The sequence below is a fragment of the Streptomyces sp. NPDC047853 genome, assembly GCF_043204535.1.
GTDB lineage: Bacteria > Actinomycetota > Actinomycetes > Streptomycetales > Streptomycetaceae > Streptomyces.
This window is the reverse complement of the sequence record NZ_JBIDCI010000001.1, coordinates 831823-849629: the sequence shown is the minus strand read 5'-3', so window position 1 is coordinate 849629 and position 17807 is coordinate 831823. Positions and strand designations below refer to the sequence as shown.

Genomic DNA, 17807 nt, shown 5'->3' with positions numbered 1-17807 from the left:
TCGCCAACACCCCCGACATCCTGCACGCCTACCTCCAGCACGGCGGCCGCCCCGCCTTCGAGGTCCGCGCCGTCCTGGCCGCCACCCTCTCCCCCACCTGGGGCATCTACAGCGGCTACGAACTCTGCGAGAACACCCCCCTGCGCGAAGGCTCCGAGGAATACCTCGACAGCGAGAAGTACCAGCTCACACCCCGCGACTGGGCCGCCGCCGAACGCGAGGGCCGCACCATCGCCCCCCTCCTCACCAAGCTCAACACCATCCGGCGCCAGAACCCGGCCCTTCGGCAACTGCGCGATCTGCACTTCCACGCCACGGACAAGGAGGAGGTGATCGCCTACTCGAAGCGGCAGGGGTCGAACACGGTTCTGGTGGTCGCCAACCTCGACCCCCACCACACCCAGGAGGCGACGGTCTCGTTGGACATGCCGCAACTCGGCCTGGACTGGCACGAGTCGGTGCCGGTGCGCGACGAGCTCACCGGCGAGACCTACCACTGGGGCAGGGCCAACTATGTGCGCCTGGAGCCGGGCCGTTCGCCCGCGCACGTCTGCACGGTTCTGCGACCGTCCCACCCGCAGATCGGAGGGTCACCCACCACATGATCGTCAACGAGCCCGTGCCGGACACCTTCGAGGACACACCCGCCAAGGACCGGGACCCGGACTGGTTCAAACGAGCCGTCTTCTACGAGGTCCTCGTCCGCTCCTTCCAGGACAGCAACGGCGACGGCGTCGGCGACCTCAAGGGCCTCACCGCCAAGCTGGACTACCTCCAGTGGCTCGGGGTGGACTGCCTCTGGCTGCCGCCCTTCTTCAAGTCACCGCTCCGTGACGGCGGTTACGACGTCTCCGACTACACCGCCGTCCTGCCCGAGTTCGGCGACCTGGCCGACTTCGTCGAGTTCGTGGACGCCGCCCACCAGCGCGGCATGCGCGTGATCATCGACTTCGTCATGAACCACACCAGCGACCAGCACCCGTGGTTCCAGGAGTCCCGCAAGGACCCCGACGGCCCCTACGGCGACTACTACGTCTGGGCCGACGACGACAAGCAGTACCAGGACGCGCGGATCATCTTCGTCGACACCGAGGCGTCCAACTGGACCTACGACCCGGTGCGCAAGCAGTACTTCTGGCACCGCTTCTTCTCCCACCAGCCGGACCTGAACTACGAGAACCCGGCCGTGCAGGAGGAGATGATCTCCGCTCTGAAGTTCTGGCTGGACCTCGGGATCGACGGGTTCCGGCTGGACGCGGTGCCGTACCTGTACCAGGAGGAGGGCACCAACTGCGAGAACCTCCCGCGCACCCACGAGTTCCTGAAGCGGGTGCGCAAGGAGATCGACGCGCAGTACCCGGACACGGTGGTGCTGGCGGAGGCCAACCAGTGGCCGGAGGACGTGGTCGACTACTTCGGCGACTTCTCCTCCGGCGGCGACGAGTGCCACATGGCCTTCCACTTCCCGGTCATGCCCCGCATCTTCATGGCTGTGCGCCGCGAGTCGCGCTACCCGGTCTCCGAGATCCTCGCCAAGACCCCGGCCATCCCCTCCAACTGCCAGTGGGGCATCTTCCTGCGCAACCACGACGAGCTGACCCTGGAGATGGTCACCGACGAGGAGCGCGACTACATGTACGCGGAGTACGCCAAGGACCCGCGCATGCGCGCCAACATCGGCATCCGCCGGCGGCTCGCCCCGCTCCTGGACAACGACCGCGACCAGATCGAGCTGTTCACCGCGCTGCTGCTCTCCCTGCCCGGCTCGCCGATCCTCTACTACGGGGACGAGATCGGCATGGGCGACAACATCTGGCTCGGTGACCGCGACGCGGTCCGCACCCCGATGCAGTGGACGCCGGACCGCAACGCGGGCTTCTCCTCGTCCGACCCCGGGCGCCTCTTCCTGCCCACGATCATGGACCCGGTCTACGGCTACCAGGTGACGAACGTCGAGGCCTCCATGGCCTCGCCGTCCTCCCTGCTGCACTGGACCCGCCGCATGATCGAGATCCGCAAGCAGAACGTGGCCTTCGGTCTCGGTTCGTACACGGAGCTGCCCTCCTCCAACCCCGCGGTGCTGGCCTTCCTGCGGGAGTACGAGGACGACCTGGTGCTGTGCGTGCACAACTTCTCCCGGTTCGCACAGCCCACCGAGCTGGACCTGAGCGCCTTCGAGGGACGCCACCCGGTCGAGCTGTTCGGCGGGGTCCGCTTTCCGGCGGTCGGCGAGCTGCCGTACCTGCTGACCCTCGGCGGGCACGGCTTCTACTGGTTCCGGCTCCGCAAGGACGCCGTCTAGGCCTCAGGGCCCCTCACCCCGGCGCGGGGCGGTTTCTGCCGCCCCGCCCGGGGCACGCATCAGTAACACCCCGTCGACCCGGGGAAAGGACGCGACGCCATGTCGGAAGCCGTCACACGCACCGTCACGAGCACGAGCCCGCCAGGCCTCCTTGCGTCACTCGATCCACTCCTGCGGGACTGGCTGCCACGGCAGCGCTGGTTCGCGGGCAAGGGGCGCCCGGTCACCGGGTTCTCGCTGGTCGCCGCCACCGAGCTGCTGCCGGCCGACGCCCGCCTCGGGCTCCACCACGTGCTGGTCCGTGCCCATCAGCAGCTCGCCGCGGGTTCCGGCGCGCCCGAGGAGCCCGGGGACTGCTACCAGCTCCTCATAGGCGCGCGCGAGGCGCTGCCGCCCCGGCTGGCGCCCGCGCTGATCGGACACGTCACCGAGGGCCCGCTGGCCGGCCGCACCGTCTACGACGCCCTCCACGACACCAGGCCCGCCGAGATGCTCCTGGAGGCGCTGCGCACCCAGGCCCGCATCGGCGGGCTCCGTTTCGAGCGGGACCGGGACCAGGAGATACGCGGCGGCCTGGTGCCGCGACTGATGACCGCCGAGCAGTCCAACTCGTCGGTCGTGTATGGAGATACGTTCATTCTCAAGCTGCTCCGCCGGATCGTGCCCGGCGTCAACCCCGACCTGGAGCTGCCGCTGGCGCTCGCCCGGGCGGGCTGCGACCGGGTGCCGGCACCGGCCGGCTGGATGGTGGCCGACCTGGCCGGCCGGCCCTGGGTGCTGGGCGTCCTCCAGCCGTACGTACAGGGCGCGAGCGACGGCTGGGAGCTGGCCCTGCGCGAACTGGCCAAGGGCGAGGACTTCGCCGCGGAGGCGCGGGCGCTCGGCCGAGCCACCGCCGAGGTGCACGGCGCGCTGGCCCGCGCCCTGCCGACCGTCACCCTCGGTCACGGCCAGATGCGGCAGCTCGCCGAGGGCATGACCGGACGGCTGGAGGAGGCCGCCCGTGCGGTGCCCCTGCTGCGGCCCTACGCGCCCGCGCTGCGCACCGCCTTCACCGCGCTGGACGACCTGGCCGCCGAGGGCCGCACCTGGACCGCCCAGCGCGTCCACGGTGACCTGCACCTCGGTCAGTGCCTGCGCTCGCCCTCCGGCCGGTGGTCGCTGATCGACTTCGAGGGGGAGCCCGCGAAACCCCTGGCCGAACGCCGGATGCCGCAGCCGCCGGTGCGGGACGTCGCCGGGATGCTGCGTTCCTTCGACTACGCCGCGCACTCGGCCGACGCGCCCGTGCCCGGCTGGGCCGACAGCTGCCGGGCCGCGTTCTGCACCGGGTACGCGGAGGCCGCCGGCGTCGACCCGCGCACCGACCCGGTGATGCTGCGCGCCCACGAGACGGACAAGGCGGTCTACGAGGTGCTGTACGAGGCACGCCACCGCCCCGAGTGGCTGGCGGTGCCGATGTCCGCGGTGCGACGCCTGTCCACGCCCGAACCGGCGTGACGCCGCTGCCCGCCCCCCTTCCTGATCCCACTTCGCCCAGGAGGCCCCGCCCGTGACCCCCCGCCCCTCGTCCAGCGGTCCCGACCCGAAGAAGACGGCCGAGGAGAAGAGCGCCGCGCAGCAGGCGGCGCCGCCTCGGAAGGCGGTGGCCCGGGGGACGACCCCGAAGAAGGCGACGGCCGAGAAGGCGGTCGCGAAGAAGGCCGCGGCCAAGAAGACGGCGGCCGAGAAAGCCACAGCCGAGAAGGCCACGGCCAGGAAGGCGACCGTCAAGAAGACGGCCGGGCAGCCGCCCGCCGCGAAGCGGACGGCGGCCGGGAAGGCGGCCGGCGGGGCGGGAGGGAAGAAGGGCGCCGCGAAGAAGGCGCCCGCGGAGGGCAGGGCCGCCCGGAGGAGCGCGAAGGAGGCGGTACCGGCCGAGGTCGCCGTCTCCCCCGTGCTGGACGCCGCCGACCGGGAGCGGCTGCTCGCCGGCACGCACCACGACCCCCACTCCGTGCTCGGCGCCCACCGGGTGCCCGGCGGTGTCGCCTTCCGGGCGTTCCGGCCGTACGCGCGGGCGGTGACCGTCCTGTCCGGGGAGCTGCGGGTCGGGCTGCACGACGACGGGGGCGGCTTCTTCTCGGCCCTGCTGCCGCTCGGCGAGGTACCGGTCTACCGGCTCCTGGTGACCTACGGGGACACCGACCAGGAGGTCGAGGACCCGTACCGTTTCCTGCCCACGCTGGGCGACCTGGACCTGCACCTGATCGGCGAGGGGCGCCACGAGCAGCTGTGGCAGGCGCTCGGCGCGCGTCCGGCGACCCACGAGGGCGTCGCGGGCACCCGCTTCACGGTGTGGGCGCCGAACGCGCGCGGGGTCCGGGTGGCCGGCGGCTTCAACTTCTGGGACGGCACCGGCCACCCCATGCGGTCGCTGGGCGGCACCGGGGTCTGGGAGCTGTTCCTGCCCGGGATCGGCGCGGGAGAGCTGTACAAGTTCGAGATCACCCGGCCCGACGGCTCGCGCACCTTCCGCGCCGACCCGATGGCCCGGCGCACGGAGGTTCCGCCGGCCACCTCCTCCGTCGTGCACGTCTCGGAGTACACGTGGGAGGACGACGCGTGGCTGGCCCGTCGCGCCCAGGCCCCCGCGCACGAGGCGCCGATGTCGGTGTACGAGGTCCACCTGCCCTCCTGGCGCCCCGGCCTCACCTACCGCGAGCTGGCGGAGCAGCTGCCGGCCTACGTCGCGGACCTGGGCTTCACCCACGTCGAGCTGATGCCGGTCGCCGAGCACCCCTTCGGCGGCTCCTGGGGCTACCAGGTCACCGGCTTCTACGCGCCCACGGCCCGGCTCGGCGACCCCGACGACTTCAAGTACCTGGTCGACCGGCTGCACCGGGCCGGCATCGGCGTCCTGATGGACTGGGTGCCCGCGCACTTCCCGCGCGACGACTGGGCGCTGGCCGAGTTCGACGGGCGCCCGCTGTACGAGCACTCCGACCCGCTGCGGGCCGCGCACCCCGACTGGGGGACGCTGGAGTTCGACTTCGGGCGGCGCGAGGTGCGCAACTTCCTGGTCGCCAACGCGGTGTACTGGTGCGAGGAGTTCCACATCGACGGGCTGCGGGTCGACGCGGTCGCCTCGATGCTCTACCTGGACTACTCGCGCGAGCCGGGCCAGTGGACGCCGAACGAGCACGGCGGGCGGGAGAACCTGGACGCGGTGGCCTTCCTCCAGGAGATGAACGCGACGGTGTACCGGCGGGTGCCCGGCGTCGTGACCGTCGCGGAGGAGTCGACGGCCTGGGACGGCGTCACCCGGGCCACCCACCACGAGGGGCCGAGCGGTTTCGGCGGGCTCGGTTTCGGGCTGAAGTGGAACATGGGCTGGATGCACGACTCGCTGGAGTACATGAGCCACGAGCCGGTGCACCGCAAGTACCACCACGGCGAGATGACCTTCTCGATGGTGTACGCCTACAGCGAGAACTACGTGCTGCCGATATCCCACGACGAGGTGGTGCACGGCAAGAAGTCGCTGGTGTCGAAGATGCCGGGCGACTGGTGGCAGCAGCGCGCGAGCGAGCGGGCGTACCTGGGCTACATGTGGGCCCACCCCGGCAAGCAGCTGCTCTTCATGGGGCAGGAGTTCGCCCAGGGCGCGGAGTGGTCCGAGGCGCGCGGCCCGGACTGGTGGCTGCTCGACCCGCAGTACGGGGCGGCGGCGGACCACCGGGGGGTGCTGGACCTGGTCCGCGACCTGAACGCCGTCTACCGGGACACGCCCGCGCTGTGGCAGCGCGACACCCATCCCTCCGGCTTCGCGTGGGTCGTCGGGGACGCCGCCGAGGACAACGTCCTGGCGTTCCTGCGGCTGGACGCCGACGGCGCCCCGCTGCTCTCGGTGTCGAACTTCGCCCCGGTGGTCCGCCCGGAGTACCGCCTCGGCGTCCCCGACGACATCCCCGCCTGGCACGAGGTGCTCAACACCGACGCGGCGCGGTACGGCGGCGGGGACGTGGGCAACCCGGACCCGGTCAAGCCGGAGCCGCAGGGGTGGCACGGCCGGCCGGCGAGCATCCGGCTGACCCTGCCGCCCCTGGCGACGGTCTGGCTGCGCCCGGCCTGACGGCCCGCTCCCCGGCCGCCCGACGGCGACCGGGGGTCCGTGGTCCTCGTACCGCGGGGCGCCCTGTCCCCGGCTAACCGGCCGTGTCCACCAGGCCCTTCGGCAGCGGTTCGGTGTGCAGGACGCCGAGCCGCTGGGTGGCCCGGGTGAGGGCGACGTACAGGTCGCTCGTGCCGTAGCGGCCGGGCTCGACCACCAGGACGGAGTCGAACTCCAGGCCCTTGGACTGGCGCGGATCCAGGAGGACGACACCGTGGGTCAGGTCCGGCTCGGCGTCCGCCGTCACGCCGTCCAGCCGGGCCGCGAGCGCCCGGTGCAGCTCGCGCGGGGCGATGACGGCGAGGCGGCCCTCCTCGGGGGCCAGCTCCCGGGCGGCCTCGGCGACGGCGGCCGGGAGGTCGCCGGTGGCCCGGATCCAGGGCCGTGCCCCCGTCGAGCGCACCGAGCTGGGCGGTGTGAAGGCGGGGTCGTCTGCGCGGACGACGGCCGCCGCCACGTCCATGATCTCGGCCGGGGTGCGGTAGTTGACGCCCAGCCGGGTGTGCTCCCAGCGGTCCTCGACGTACGGCGCGAGGATCTTCGACCAGGAGCCGACACCGGCCGCCTCCGCGGTCTGCGCCGGGTCGCCGACCAGGGTCATCGAGCGGGTCGGGCAGCGGCGCATCAGCAGCCGCCAGGCCATCGGGGACAGCTCCTGCGCCTCGTCGACGATGATGTGCCCGAAGGCCCAGGTGCGGTCGGCCGCGGCCCGCTCGGCGGCGCTGCGGTGGTCCTCCTCCTCCTGGCGTTCGGCGAACCGCTCGGCGTCGATGATGTCGTGCGCCGACAGCACCTCCGCGTCCTCCTCGTCCTTGTCCTCGAACTCGTAGGTCCGGGACGCGTACGACACGTCCAGCACGCCCTGCGCGTAGGCGATCTGCCGCTCCCGCTCGCGTTCGGCGCGGGAGCGGGCGACGCGGTCGTCCACGCCGAGCAGTTCGGCCGCCTCGTCCAGCAGGGGGACGTCGGCCACGGTCCAGCGCCGGGTGACCGGACGGCGGACGGCGGCGGCGTCCTCGGCGGCGAGGAAGGCCTCGGGAGCGGCGAGGAAGTCGGCGACCAGGCGCCGCGGGGTGATCCGGGGCCACAGCCGGTCGATCGCCGACCAGACCTCGGGGTTCTCGGCGAGTTCGTCGCGGATCTGGGTGATGTCGCTGGGGTCGAGGAGGTTGGTGCCGTCGTAGGGGTCGGTGCCGATGCGTTCGGCGACCATGTCGGTGAGAGTGTTGAGGATGTGGCCCTCGAAGTGCTCGCGGGCCGCGTTGTGCGGCAGCTTCGCCGCGCGGGTGCGCTCGCGGGCGACGTTGACCAGGTCGTCGTCGAGCATGAGGATCTCGCGGTCGTGCTCGATCGCGATCACCGGGTCGGGCAGCGCCTGCCGGTCGCGGACCACCTCGGCGAGGACGTCCGCCATGTCGGCGCGGCCCTTCACCGCCGCCGCCCGCGGGGTGTCCGTCGCCGTGGCCCTCACGCCGGGGAACAGCTCGCCGACGGTGGCGAGGAGCACGCCGGTCTCGCCCAGGGAGGGCAGTACCTCGCCGATGTAGCCGAGGAAGGCCGGGTTCGGGCCGACGATCAGGACGGCGCGCTTGGCGAGCAGCTCGCGGTGCTCGTAGAGGAGGTAGGCGGCGCGGTGCAGGGCGACGGCTGTCTTCCCGGTGCCGGGGCCGCCCTCGACGACCAGGACACCGCGGTGCGGGGCGCGGATGATGCGGTCCTGGTCGGCCTGGATGGTCTGCACGATGTCGCCCATGCGGCCGGTGCGCGCGGAGTTCAGCGCGGCGAGCAGCACGGCGTCCCCGGACGGGTCCTCGTGGCCGGTGCGGGTCTCGTCGCCGAGGTCGAGGATCTCGTCGTGCAGGGCGGTGACCCGGCGGCCCTCGCTCGCGATGTGACGGCGGCGGCGCAGGCCCATCGGGGTGTGGCCGGTGGCCAGGTAGAAGGGGCGGGCGACGTCGGCCCGCCAGTCGATCAGGACCGGGGTGCGTTCGGCGTCGTCGGCGCGCAGACCGATGCGGCCGATGCGGTGGGCGGCGCCGGAAGCGAGGTCGATCCGGCCGAAGCACAGGGAGCCGTCCACCGCGTTGAGCGCGGCGAGCAGCCCCGAGCGCTCGGCGACCAGGATGTCCCGCTCCAGCCGGGCCTGCATGGGCGTGTTGCCCCGCGCGAGCGCGTCCGTGACCGAGTCCTCGGTGTCGCCGCGCAGGGCGTCCACGCGTGCGTAGAGTCCGTCGATGAATTCCTGCTCCTGCCGCAATTCATCGTCCGGAAATTCGGTGTTTGACAATTCCACTCCCGCCCGGATATACTGTGCTCACTGAACTTCTTCGTGACCTCATTCTCCTGAAGTCACGAATCAACGAATATACGCAAAGAAATCCCCCGGGCGCAATTGCCGGGGGATTTCTTCGTATCGGGACGGGTCAGATCACGTCGGACAGCTCCTCCAGCAGCCGCCGCTTGGGCCGCGAGCCCACCATCGACTTCACCGGCTCACCGTCGCGGAAGACGATGAAGGTCGGCATCGAGAGCACCTTGTACGCGTTCGTGGTCGTCGGGTTCCGGTCGACGTTCACCTGCACCACCCGGAGCCGCTCACCCTGCTCCGCGGCCAGGGCCCTGAGCACCGGGGCCATCTGTCGGCACGGCGGGCACCAGTCGGCGGTGAACTCCACCAGCACCGGCAGTTCGCTGCCCAGTACCTCCGTACCGAACCCGGCGTCCGTCACCTCGGCCACCCCGTCGCCTGTCATGTGTGCCCTCCCAGCTCGCACTTCGGCTCCGGACCCCCCGGAACCGCCGCCTCGGCCCGCGCCAGCTGTGCGCCGACCTGCGCCCGGACCGACGACAGCTGCCCGATCAGGGCGTCCAGCTCCGCCAGCTTGCGCCGGTAGACCACGAGGGAGGCCGGGCAGGAGTCGCCCTCGGGGTGCCCGGCGCGCAGGCACTCCACGAAGGGGCGGGTCTCCTCCAGGTCGAACCCGAAGTCCTGGAGCGTCCTGATCTGCCGCAGCAGCTTCAGGTCGTCCTCGTCGTACGTCCGGTAGCCGTTGCCGGCGCGCCGCGCGGGCAGCAGGCCGCGCGACTCGTAGTACCGCAGCGTCCGCGTCGTGGTCCCGGCCCGTGCGGCCAGCTCGCCGATTCGCATGCGGACGAACGTAAGCCCTGACGCGGACGTCAAGGCAAGAAGCCCGGCGCCAAGGGGAAACCCCGCGCCGGAAGGCGCGGGGTTTCGGGGACCGGGCGGCCGAGCAACGGGGGGAGCACCTCGGCCGCCCGGAGTGTGCGGATGTCGCGCCGGCCGATTCAGGCCTTGGCCAGCTCCTTCTCGCCGCCCTGCCCGGGCAGGTCCGCGCCGTCCTCGGGGTCCTCGGCGACGCCGTGGTCGTCCAGCAGCGTCTTCTCGTCGAACGGGGCCCGTCCGGCGAGCACCTCGTCCACCCGCTCCCGGTCGATCTCCTTGGTCCAGGTGCCGATCAGCACGGTGGCGACGGCGTTGCCCGCGAAGTTGGTGAGGGCGCGGGCCTCGCTCATGAAGCGGTCGATGCCGACGATCAGGCCGATGCCGTCCACCAGGGCGGGCTTGTGCGACTGGAGGCCGCCAGCCAGCGTGGCGAGCCCGGCGCCGGAGACACCGGCCGCGCCCTTGGAGGCGACCAGCAGGAAGAGCAGCAGCGGGATCTGCTCGCCGATGGACATCGGGGTGCCCATGGCGTCGGCGATGAACAGCGAGGCCATGGTCATGTAGATCATGGTGCCGTCGAGGTTGAAGGAGTAGCCGGTCGGGACGGTGATGCCGACCACCGGCTTGCTGACCCCCAGGTGCTCCATCTTGGCGATCAGGCGCGGCAGCGCCGACTCCGAGGAGGAGGTGGACAGGATCAGCAGGAACTCGCGGCCCAGGTACTTGAAGAGCGAGAAGACGTTGACGCCCGCGATGAAGCGCAGCAGCGCGCCCAGCACCAGGAAGACGAAGAGGAAGCAGGTGACGTAGAAGCCGAGCATCAGCACGGCCAGGCTCTTGAGCGCGTCGACGCCGGCCGAACCGGTGACGGCGGCGATGGCGCCGAAGGCACCGATCGGCGCGGCCCACATGATCATGGCCAGGACGCGGAAGACCAGCCGCTGGATGTGCTCGATGCCGCGCAGGACGGGCTGCCCGGCCGACCCCATGGCCTGCAGGGCGAAGCCGCAGAGCAGCGCGATCAGCAGGGTCTGCAGCACCTCGCCGGAGGTGAACGCGGAGACGATGGTCGTCGGGATGACGCCCAGCAGGAACTCGGTGGTCCCCTTGGCCTCCGCGTCGACCTGCGCCTGGCCGGTCTCCTTGATGGCGTCGGTGACCGCGAGACCCGTGCCCGGGTCCAGGATGTTGCCGACGAGCAGGCCGATGGCGAGGGCCACCAGCGACATCACCAGGAAGTAGGCCAGCGCGATGCCGCCGACCGCGCCGACCTTGGCGGCCTTGCGGACCGAGCCGATGCCCAGCACGATCGTGCAGAAGATGATCGGCGAGATCATCATCTTGATCAGGTTCACGAAGCCGGTGCCCAGCGGCTTCAGCTCGGTCGCGAAGTCGGGGGCGGCGAGACCGACGGCGATACCGAGGGCGACCGCGATGATCACGGCGATGTAGAGATAGTGCGTGCGGTCGCGCTTGGCTTTGGGTGCGGCAGGTGCCGTAGCGGCTTCGCTGGTCACGGCGGCCCTCCTTGACGACGTCGTCGGCATCACCGGCGTGCGGCTCACGTCCGGGGGTTTGTTTCGGGGACGCGGTGACTATCTCCCGGCCTGTGAGCGCGGTCACCCTTGCGTTCATTTAGTTCACCGATCATCCAAGGGGGAGACTGGCGGCATGCGCCTCCCCGTTCCCGGACCCCGTAGCCTGGCCGGTCAGCTCTTCGCCATGCAGGCGGTGCTGATAGCGGTCGTGGTGGCCGGGTACGCGCTGTTCACCTACGTCGGCGACCGGCAGCAGGCCGAGGAGGCGGCCGGGCGGCAGGCCAGGTCGGTGGCGCTGGCGATCGCCGACTCGCCGTCCGTGCTGGACGCGATCCGCACCCCGGACCCGACGGCGCGGCTCCAGCCGTACGCGGTGCGGGTCATGCGGGACACGGACGTCGACTTCGTGACGATCATGGACCCGGACGGCATCCGCTGGACCCACCCCGACCCCGGGCAGATCGGACTCCCCTTCCGCGGGCACATCGAGCGCGCCCAGCGGGGCGAGACCCTCACCGAGACCTACACCGGCACCCTGGGACCGTCGGTGCGGGCGGTCGCGCCCGTCGACGACGACGGGCGGGTGGCCGGCCTGGTCAGCGCCGGCATCAAGGTCGAGGAGATCAGCAAGCGCGCGCAGGAGCAGCTGACCGCCCTGCTCGCGGTGGCGGCCGGCGCGCTGCTGCTCGGCGCGGTCGGCACGTACGTGATCAACGCGCGGCTGCGCCGGCACACCCACGGCATGAACGCGGACGAGCTGAGCCGGATGCACGACTACCATCAGGCGGCACTGCACGCGGTGCGGGAAGGTCTGCTGATGCTGGACGGGCGGCACCGGGTGGCGCTGATCAACGACGGCGGACGGGAGCTGCTCGGCGTGTCCGGTGAGGTGGTGGGCGCCTCGGTCGCCGACCTGGGGCTGCCGACGCAGCTGACGGGGGCGCTGCTGGCGTCGGAGCCCAGGGTGGACGAGGTGCACCTGACGGCCGCGCGGGTGCTGGTGGTCAACACCTCGCCCGTCTCCGGCGGCGAGCACCGGGGCACGGTGGTGACGCTGCGCGACGTGACCGAGCTCCAGTCGCTGACCGGCGAGCTGGACTCCGAGCGCGGCTTCACCCAGGCGCTGCGCTCGCAGGCCCACGAGGCGGCCAACCGGCTGCACACCGTGGTCTCGCTGATCGAGCTGGGGCGCGCGGAGGAGGCCGTGGACTTCGCGACGGCCGAGCTGGAGCTGGCGCAGGCGCTGACCGACCAGGTGGTGGCCGCGGTGAGCGAGCCGGTGCTGGCCGCGCTGCTGCTGGGCAAGACGGCACAGGCGAACGAGCGGGGAGTGGAGCTGGTGGTGTCGCAGGAGAGCCGACTGGACGACGGGCTGCTGCCGCCGTCCCTGCCCGCCCGGGACCTGGTGACGATCCTGGGCAACCTGGTCGACAACGCGGTGGACGCGGCCCAGGGCGCGGTGCCGTCGCGGGTGACGGTGGCGGCGTACACGGAGGGTTCCGGAGCCGACGGCTCCGAGCTGGTGCTGCGGGTGTCGGACACCGGCACCGGGGTCGATCCCGCCCATGCCGACCTGGTCTTCCAGCGGGGTTACTCGACGAAGCCGGCCGACGAGGGCGGGCGGGGCCTGGGGCTGGCGCTGGTGCGGCAGGCGGTCCAGCGGCACGGCGGCACGCTGACCGTGACGGGGGCCGAGGGCGGCGGTGCCCGCTTCGAGGCCCGGCTGCCGCTGGGCGACGGCGCGCCGCCGGCCGCCGCGGCGGGCAGACCGGGCGCCGGGGGTGCCGTATGAGCACCGCCGGGGAGCCCATCCGGGTCCTGGTCGTCGAGGACGACCCCGTCGCCGCCGACGCGCACGTGATGTACGTCGGCCGGGTCCCGGGATTCACGGCCGTGGGCAAGGCGCACACCGGCGCGGAGGCCCGGCGGATGCTGGACCGTACGCCGGTGGACCTGCTCCTGCTCGACCTGCACCTGCCGGACGCGCACGGCCTCCAGCTGGCCCGCTCGCTGCGGGCGGCCGGGCACCACGCCGACGTGATCGCGGTGACCTCGGCGCGGGACCTGACGGTCGTGCGGGAGGGCGTGTCGCTGGGCGTCGTCCAGTACGTGCTGAAGCCGTTCACCTTCGCCACGCTGCGGGACCGGCTGGTGCGGTACGCGGAGTTCCGGGCCGCCGCGGGCGAGGCGAGCGGCCAGGACGAGGTGGACCGCGCCCTGGCCACCCTGCGCGCCCCCGGCCCCGCGGCCCTGCCCAAGGGGCTCAGCGGCCCGACCCTGGAACGGGTCACGAGCACGCTGCGCGGCGCGGCCGAGGGCCTCACGGCGGCCGGGGTCGGCGAGGCGGTGGGCATCTCCCGCATCACCGCCCGGCGCTACCTGGAGCACCTGGTGGACGCGGGCCGGGCGGGACGCAGCCCGCTCTACGGGCAGGTGGGGCGACCGGAGTTGGTGTACCGGTGGGTCAGCGAGGCCGAGCGGGGGCGATGAACACGAGTTGTCCACCGCACACGCATTGACCTGACTAGACCACTCCTCTTACGTTCGCCGAGCAGCCGTCCCGGCCACAGCGTCGTGCGCCCGTAGGAGGTCATGCCCGTGCGTCCCACCGTCCGGTTCACCGCCCTGTTCACCCTGACCGCCCTCGCCTCCACCGCCCTCGCCGCCTGCGGCAGCGGATCAGGTGACGACCCGGACACGGTGAAGGTCTCCTTCAAGCAGTCCACGGACAACTCCATCAAGGTGATGGACACCTATCTCGGTGACATCAAGAAGCAGTTCGAGAAGGCCCACCCGGGCAAGAAGGTCGAGCTCGTCCCCATCAAGGCCCCGGACTCGGAGTACTACACCAAGCTCCAGCAGATGCTCCGCTCCCCCAAGACCGCCCCGGACCTGGTCTACGAGGACACCTTCCTCATCAACTCCGACATCACCAGCGGGTACCTGAAACCGCTCGACGACTACCTGGCCGAGTGGAAGGACTGGGACCGGTTCATCGACACCGCGAAGGCGGCGGCCAAGGGCGAGGACGGCAAGACGTACGGCGTGCCGGACGGCACCGACACGCGCGGCCTGTGGTTCAGCAAGGACGTGTTCGCCGAGGCCGGACTGCCCGCCGACTGGCAGCCGAAGACCTGGGACGAGGTCCTCGCCGCCGCCCGCACCATCAAGGAGAAGGTCCCCGGCGTCACACCGCTCAACGTCTACACCGGCAAGCCCGCCGGCGAGGCCGCCACCATGCAGGGCTTCGAGATGCTGCTGTACGGCACGGGGGACGGCGGCTCCGACCCGCTCTACGACAAGAGCGGCAAGAAGTGGATCACGGCGGGGCAGGGGTTCGAGGACTCCCTCGCCTTCGTCGAGACGGTGTACAAGGAGAAGCTCGGCCCCGAGGTCTCCGACGCGCTCGACCCCAACTTCGGCACCAAGGTGCGCGGTGAGCTGCTGCCGCAGGGCAAGCTCGGCATCGCGCTCGACGGCTCCTGGCTGCCGCAGGACTGGCTGGAGGGCAGCGGGCACGAGTGGCCGGACTGGTCGAAGGAGCTGGGGCTGGCCGCGATGCCGACCCAGAACGGCCAGGCGCCCGGCAGGGTCAGCATGTCCGGCGGCTGGACTTGGTCGATCCCGGCCAAGGCGGGCAACCCCGACCTGGCCTTCGAGTTCGTCAAGACCATGCAGACCAAGGCCAACGCCCAGAAGTGGTACATCGCCAACTCGGGCATCGCGGTCCGCGAGGACGTCGCGAACGACCCCGCCTACGTCGCGGCCCAGCCCGGCATCAAGTTCTTCACCGACCTCGTCGCCGACACCCACTACCGGCCCGCCTACCCGGCGTACCCGAAGGTCTCCGTCGCCATCCAGGAGGCCATGGAGGGCGTGACGACCGGTGACAAGACGGTGCAGGAGGCGGCGCGCGACTACGACGAGGCGCTCAAGGAGGCGACCGACAACCAGGTGGTGAGCAGGTGACGGCGACCGCGCCGCAGCACGCCGGGCCGGGGGTCGGCAAGACCCCGGCTCCCCCGGCCGCCTCCGGTGCGCGGACCGGCACCCTCCGCCGTTCCCTCTTCCGGGCCCTGCCCGTCTCCCCCGCCCTCGTCCTGCTCCTGCTCTTCCTCGCCGGCCCGATCGTCTACTGCGTCGTCATCGCCTTCACCGACCTCCAGCTCACCGGGCAGGCCCGGGAGTCCTTCGTCGGCTTCGACAACTTCACCCGCGCCTTCAAGGACGAGGCGTTCCTCAACGCGGTATGGCTGACGCTGGTGTTCACGGTGCTGTCGTCGCTGATCGGGCAGAACACCCTGGGGCTGGCGCTGGCCGCGCTGATGCAGCGGGCCTCGAAGCCGGTGCGCACGCTCACCGGCGGCATCGTCGTCACGGCGTGGGTGCTGCCGGAGGTGGTGGCGGGGTTCCTGCTCTACGCCTTCTTCCGGCGCGAGGGCACGCTCAACGCCCTCCTGGACTGGCTCCACCTGCCCTCCCAGAACTGGCTGTTCACGCTGCCGATCCTGGCGGTGTCGTTCGCCAACGTGTGGCGGGGCACGGCCTTCTCGATGCTGGTGTACTCGGCCGCGCTGAACGAGATCCCGAAGGAGGTCACCGAGGCCGCCGAGGTGGACGGGGCGAGCGGCTGGCGGCGGATGTGGCACATCACGCTGCCGATGATCCGCCGCTCCATCGGCACCAACCTGATGCTGAACACCCTCCAGACCCTCTCCGTGTTCGGGCTGATCTGGGTGATGACGCGCGGCGGCCCGAGCGGCAAGAGCCAGACGCTGCCGCTGTTCATGTACGAGCAGGCCTTCCAGAACAGCCTGATCGGGTACGGCACGGCGGTGGCGCTGCTGCTGCTGCTGATCGGCTCCCTGTTCTCGGTCGTGTACCTGCGCCTGCTGCGGACGGAGGTCTGACATGGCAACCTCGCCCGCCTCCCGGCGCGACCGGCGCCGTACGGCCGCCGACGCCGGGCTGCTGGTGGTCGCCGCGGCCTTCGTACTGCCGCTGGCCTGGGTGGTGCTCTCCGCCCTCGACCCGCACGCGAGTCTGCGGGTCAAGGTCCCCGACGGGGTCACGCTGGAGAACTTCGACGCGATCCTCACCCCGGAGATCACCTTCACGCCGCTGCTCAACAGCCTGCTCCTGTGCGGCGGGGCGACGCTGCTGACGGTGGTGTGCGCGGCGCTGGCGGCGTACCCGCTCTCCCGCTTCCGGTCGCGGCTGAACCGGCCGTTCCTGCTCACCGTGCTGTTCGCGACCAGCCTCCCCATCACGGCGATCATGGTGCCGGTCTACGCGCTGTTCGTGCGGGTGAACCTGATCGACACCATGCAGGGGGCGATCCTCTTCTTCGCCGCCTCGCAGCTGCCCTTCGCGATCTGGCTCATGAAGAACTTCATGGACGGGGTGCCGAAGGAACTGGAGGAGGCCGCGTGGACGGACGGGGCGTCGTCGTTCCAGTCGCTGCTGCGGATCGTGCTGCCGCTGATGGGGCCTGGGGTGGCGGTGGTCACGGTGTTCTCGTTCGTGATGATGTGGGGGAACTTCTTCGTCCCGTTCATGCTGCTGCTCACCCCGGACCAGATGCCCGCCTCGGTGAGCATCAACGACTTCTTCGGCAACCGGGGCATGGTGGCGTACGGGCAGCTGGCCGCGTTCTCGATCGTCTACTCGACGCCGGTCGTCCTGCTCTACGTGCTGATCTCCCGGCGGCTGGGCGGCGGGTTCGCGCTGGGCGGGGCGGTCAAGGGGTGAGCCGGGCGGTCGGCAGCCGCGGAGGCCGGATGGGCTCCGCGGGCACCCCCGAACATCCGCACTACGCCCGAATGGTGCCCGTAGGTTCCTACAATCCGTATCGCTGGCCGAACACCCCGTAGTCAAGCCCTCCCCGGCCCCCTACGGTGTGGGCCGTGCGCCGACCCTCACCTCACCCGAACCAGTCGGGTCCCCCGTTCAACGCCCTCGCCGCCCGCCGGCTCCGCGCCGCCCTCAACATGGGACCCGAGCACGTCGCCCACGGCATGCGGGTGTCGTACGGGCTGCCCTACGTCACTCCGGACCTGGTCGTCGCCTGGGAGCGGGGGACCGCCGCCCCCGCGGCCTCCGAGCTCACCGCCCTCGCCGGGGTGCTGTGGTGCTCGCCCGGTGATCTGATCGGCCGCCCGCAGACCCTGCGGGAACACCGCATCGCCCGCGGGGTGGCGCCGGAGGACGTCGCGCGTGCCGTCGGTGTCGCGCTCCCCGCCTACCTGCGGATGGAGGAGACGGACGACTGGCGCGGCACCGACCGGCAGTCCGCCGCGCTCGCCGACGTGCTCGGCCTCGCACTGCCCGACTTCGTGGCCGTCACGGGACGCGAGGAGAAGCTCGCCGAGCTGCTGTCGAGCGCCGTGTCGACCCGCTGGCAGGCCTATGTCCGGCCGGTCGCCAAGCTGGCACCGCTGGACCGGCGCGTACTGGAGAACGTCCTCCAGGTGCTGCACCAGGACTACCAGGGGCACATGGCCGCCACCCTCAGCTGGGGCGGCGGCAGCGGGGACTCCAGCGCGGCCGGACGCGACTTCCTCGACCGGATCGTGGAGCACTTCTGGGCGGCCGTCGAGAAGCACCCGTAGGCCGCCCGTGCGTCCACGC

Annotated in this window: 13 protein-coding genes and 1 pseudogene; 10 read left to right on the top strand and 4 right to left on the bottom strand. The window is 71.6% G+C overall.

All coding sequences use genetic code 11. The features are described 5' to 3' along the window. From ACGF5T_RS03945 to glgB, 4 genes and pseudogenes are all read left to right on the top strand, one after another. Positions 1-605 (top strand): annotated as a pseudogene (locus tag ACGF5T_RS03945) (alpha-1,4-glucan--maltose-1-phosphate maltosyltransferase); the annotation flags it as partial. Then, complete coding sequence (gene treS, locus ACGF5T_RS03940) at positions 602-2302, top strand: maltose alpha-D-glucosyltransferase (RefSeq protein WP_391969504.1); 1701 nt, start codon at positions 602-604, stop codon at positions 2300-2302. The pseudogene ACGF5T_RS03945 and the gene treS, both read left to right, overlap by 4 nt. Positions 2303-2401: 99 nt before the next feature. Beyond that, positions 2402-3802, top strand: a complete 1401-nt coding sequence (locus ACGF5T_RS03935) for a phosphotransferase (protein ID WP_356604710.1) — start codon at positions 2402-2404, stop codon at positions 3800-3802. Between the two features lie 52 nt (positions 3803-3854). Continuing rightward, positions 3855-6416 (top strand): 1,4-alpha-glucan branching enzyme, encoded by a 2562-nt coding sequence (gene glgB / locus ACGF5T_RS03930; protein ID WP_366769148.1) that lies wholly within the window; start codon positions 3855-3857, stop codon positions 6414-6416. A 73-nt stretch (positions 6417-6489) separates the two neighbouring features. Here glgB and ACGF5T_RS03925 read toward each other — a convergent pair whose 3' ends face one another. From ACGF5T_RS03925 to ACGF5T_RS03910, 4 genes are all read right to left on the bottom strand, one after another. Beyond that, on the bottom strand, positions 6490-8742 hold the full coding sequence (locus tag ACGF5T_RS03925; protein ID WP_366769147.1) for an ATP-dependent DNA helicase: 2253 nt from the start codon (positions 8740-8742) through the stop codon (positions 6490-6492). Positions 8743-8878: 136 nt separating this feature from the next. After that, positions 8879-9208, bottom strand: coding sequence for a thioredoxin domain-containing protein (locus ACGF5T_RS03920; protein ID WP_356604704.1), 330 nt, complete (start codon positions 9206-9208; stop codon positions 8879-8881). Continuing rightward, complete coding sequence (locus ACGF5T_RS03915; protein ID WP_356604702.1) at positions 9205-9603, bottom strand: MerR family transcriptional regulator; 399 nt, start codon at positions 9601-9603, stop codon at positions 9205-9207. Before ACGF5T_RS03915 ends, ACGF5T_RS03920 begins: the two co-directional genes overlap by 4 nt. Positions 9604-9761: 158 nt before the next feature. After that, entirely contained in the window at positions 9762-11156 is a 1395-nt protein-coding gene (locus ACGF5T_RS03910; protein WP_356604700.1) for a cation:dicarboxylate symporter family transporter, read from the bottom strand. 154 nt (positions 11157-11310) lie between these two features. On the opposite strand from ACGF5T_RS03910, the gene ACGF5T_RS03905 reads away from it, so the two are divergent. The 6 genes from ACGF5T_RS03905 to ACGF5T_RS03880 all read left to right on the top strand — a co-directional run bounded on the left by ACGF5T_RS03905 (position 11311) and on the right by ACGF5T_RS03880 (position 17788). Beyond that, entirely contained in the window at positions 11311-12969 is a 1659-nt protein-coding gene (locus ACGF5T_RS03905) for a sensor histidine kinase (RefSeq protein WP_361019632.1), read from the top strand. After that, a complete protein-coding gene (locus tag ACGF5T_RS03900) occupies positions 12966-13667 on the top strand; it encodes a response regulator (RefSeq protein WP_356604696.1) in 702 nt (233 codons plus the stop codon). The genes ACGF5T_RS03905 and ACGF5T_RS03900 overlap by 4 nt, the downstream gene beginning before the upstream one ends. A 102-nt stretch (positions 13668-13769) precedes the next feature. Beyond that, a complete protein-coding gene (locus tag ACGF5T_RS03895) occupies positions 13770-15146 on the top strand; it encodes an extracellular solute-binding protein (protein WP_356604694.1) in 1377 nt (458 codons plus the stop codon). Further along, on the top strand, positions 15143-16087 hold the full coding sequence (locus ACGF5T_RS03890; protein WP_356604692.1) for a sugar ABC transporter permease: 945 nt from the start codon (positions 15143-15145) through the stop codon (positions 16085-16087). Before ACGF5T_RS03895 ends, ACGF5T_RS03890 begins: the two co-directional genes overlap by 4 nt. Position 16088: 1 nt before the next feature. Continuing rightward, positions 16089-16928, top strand: coding sequence for a carbohydrate ABC transporter permease (locus ACGF5T_RS03885; RefSeq protein ID WP_366769146.1), 840 nt, complete (start codon positions 16089-16091; stop codon positions 16926-16928). A 146-nt stretch (positions 16929-17074) separates the two neighbouring features. After that, positions 17075-17788, top strand: a complete 714-nt coding sequence (locus ACGF5T_RS03880; RefSeq protein WP_356604688.1) for a helix-turn-helix transcriptional regulator — start codon at positions 17075-17077, stop codon at positions 17786-17788. Positions 17789-17807: the final 19 nt, after the last annotated feature.

Bases quoted from the DNA above. Each gene is read 5' to 3' on its own strand.
- ACGF5T_RS03895 (WP_356604694.1), top strand. From the start codon at position 13,770: ATGCCCGTGCGTCCCACCGTCCGGTTCACCGCCCTGTTCACCCTGACC.
- treS (WP_391969504.1), top strand. From the start codon at position 602: ATGATCGTCAACGAGCCCGTGCCGGACACCTTCGAGGACACACCCGCC.
- ACGF5T_RS03885 (WP_366769146.1), top strand. From the start codon at position 16,089: ATGGCAACCTCGCCCGCCTCCCGGCGCGACCGGCGCCGTACGGCCGCC.
- ACGF5T_RS03920 (WP_356604704.1), bottom strand. From the start codon at position 9,208: ATGACAGGCGACGGGGTGGCCGAGGTGACGGACGCCGGGTTCGGTACG.
- ACGF5T_RS03915 (WP_356604702.1), bottom strand. From the start codon at position 9,603: ATGCGAATCGGCGAGCTGGCCGCACGGGCCGGGACCACGACGCGGACG.
- ACGF5T_RS03905 (WP_361019632.1), top strand. From the start codon at position 11,311: ATGCGCCTCCCCGTTCCCGGACCCCGTAGCCTGGCCGGTCAGCTCTTC.
- ACGF5T_RS03935 (WP_356604710.1), top strand. From the start codon at position 2,402: ATGTCGGAAGCCGTCACACGCACCGTCACGAGCACGAGCCCGCCAGGC.
- ACGF5T_RS03900 (WP_356604696.1), top strand. From the start codon at position 12,966: ATGAGCACCGCCGGGGAGCCCATCCGGGTCCTGGTCGTCGAGGACGAC.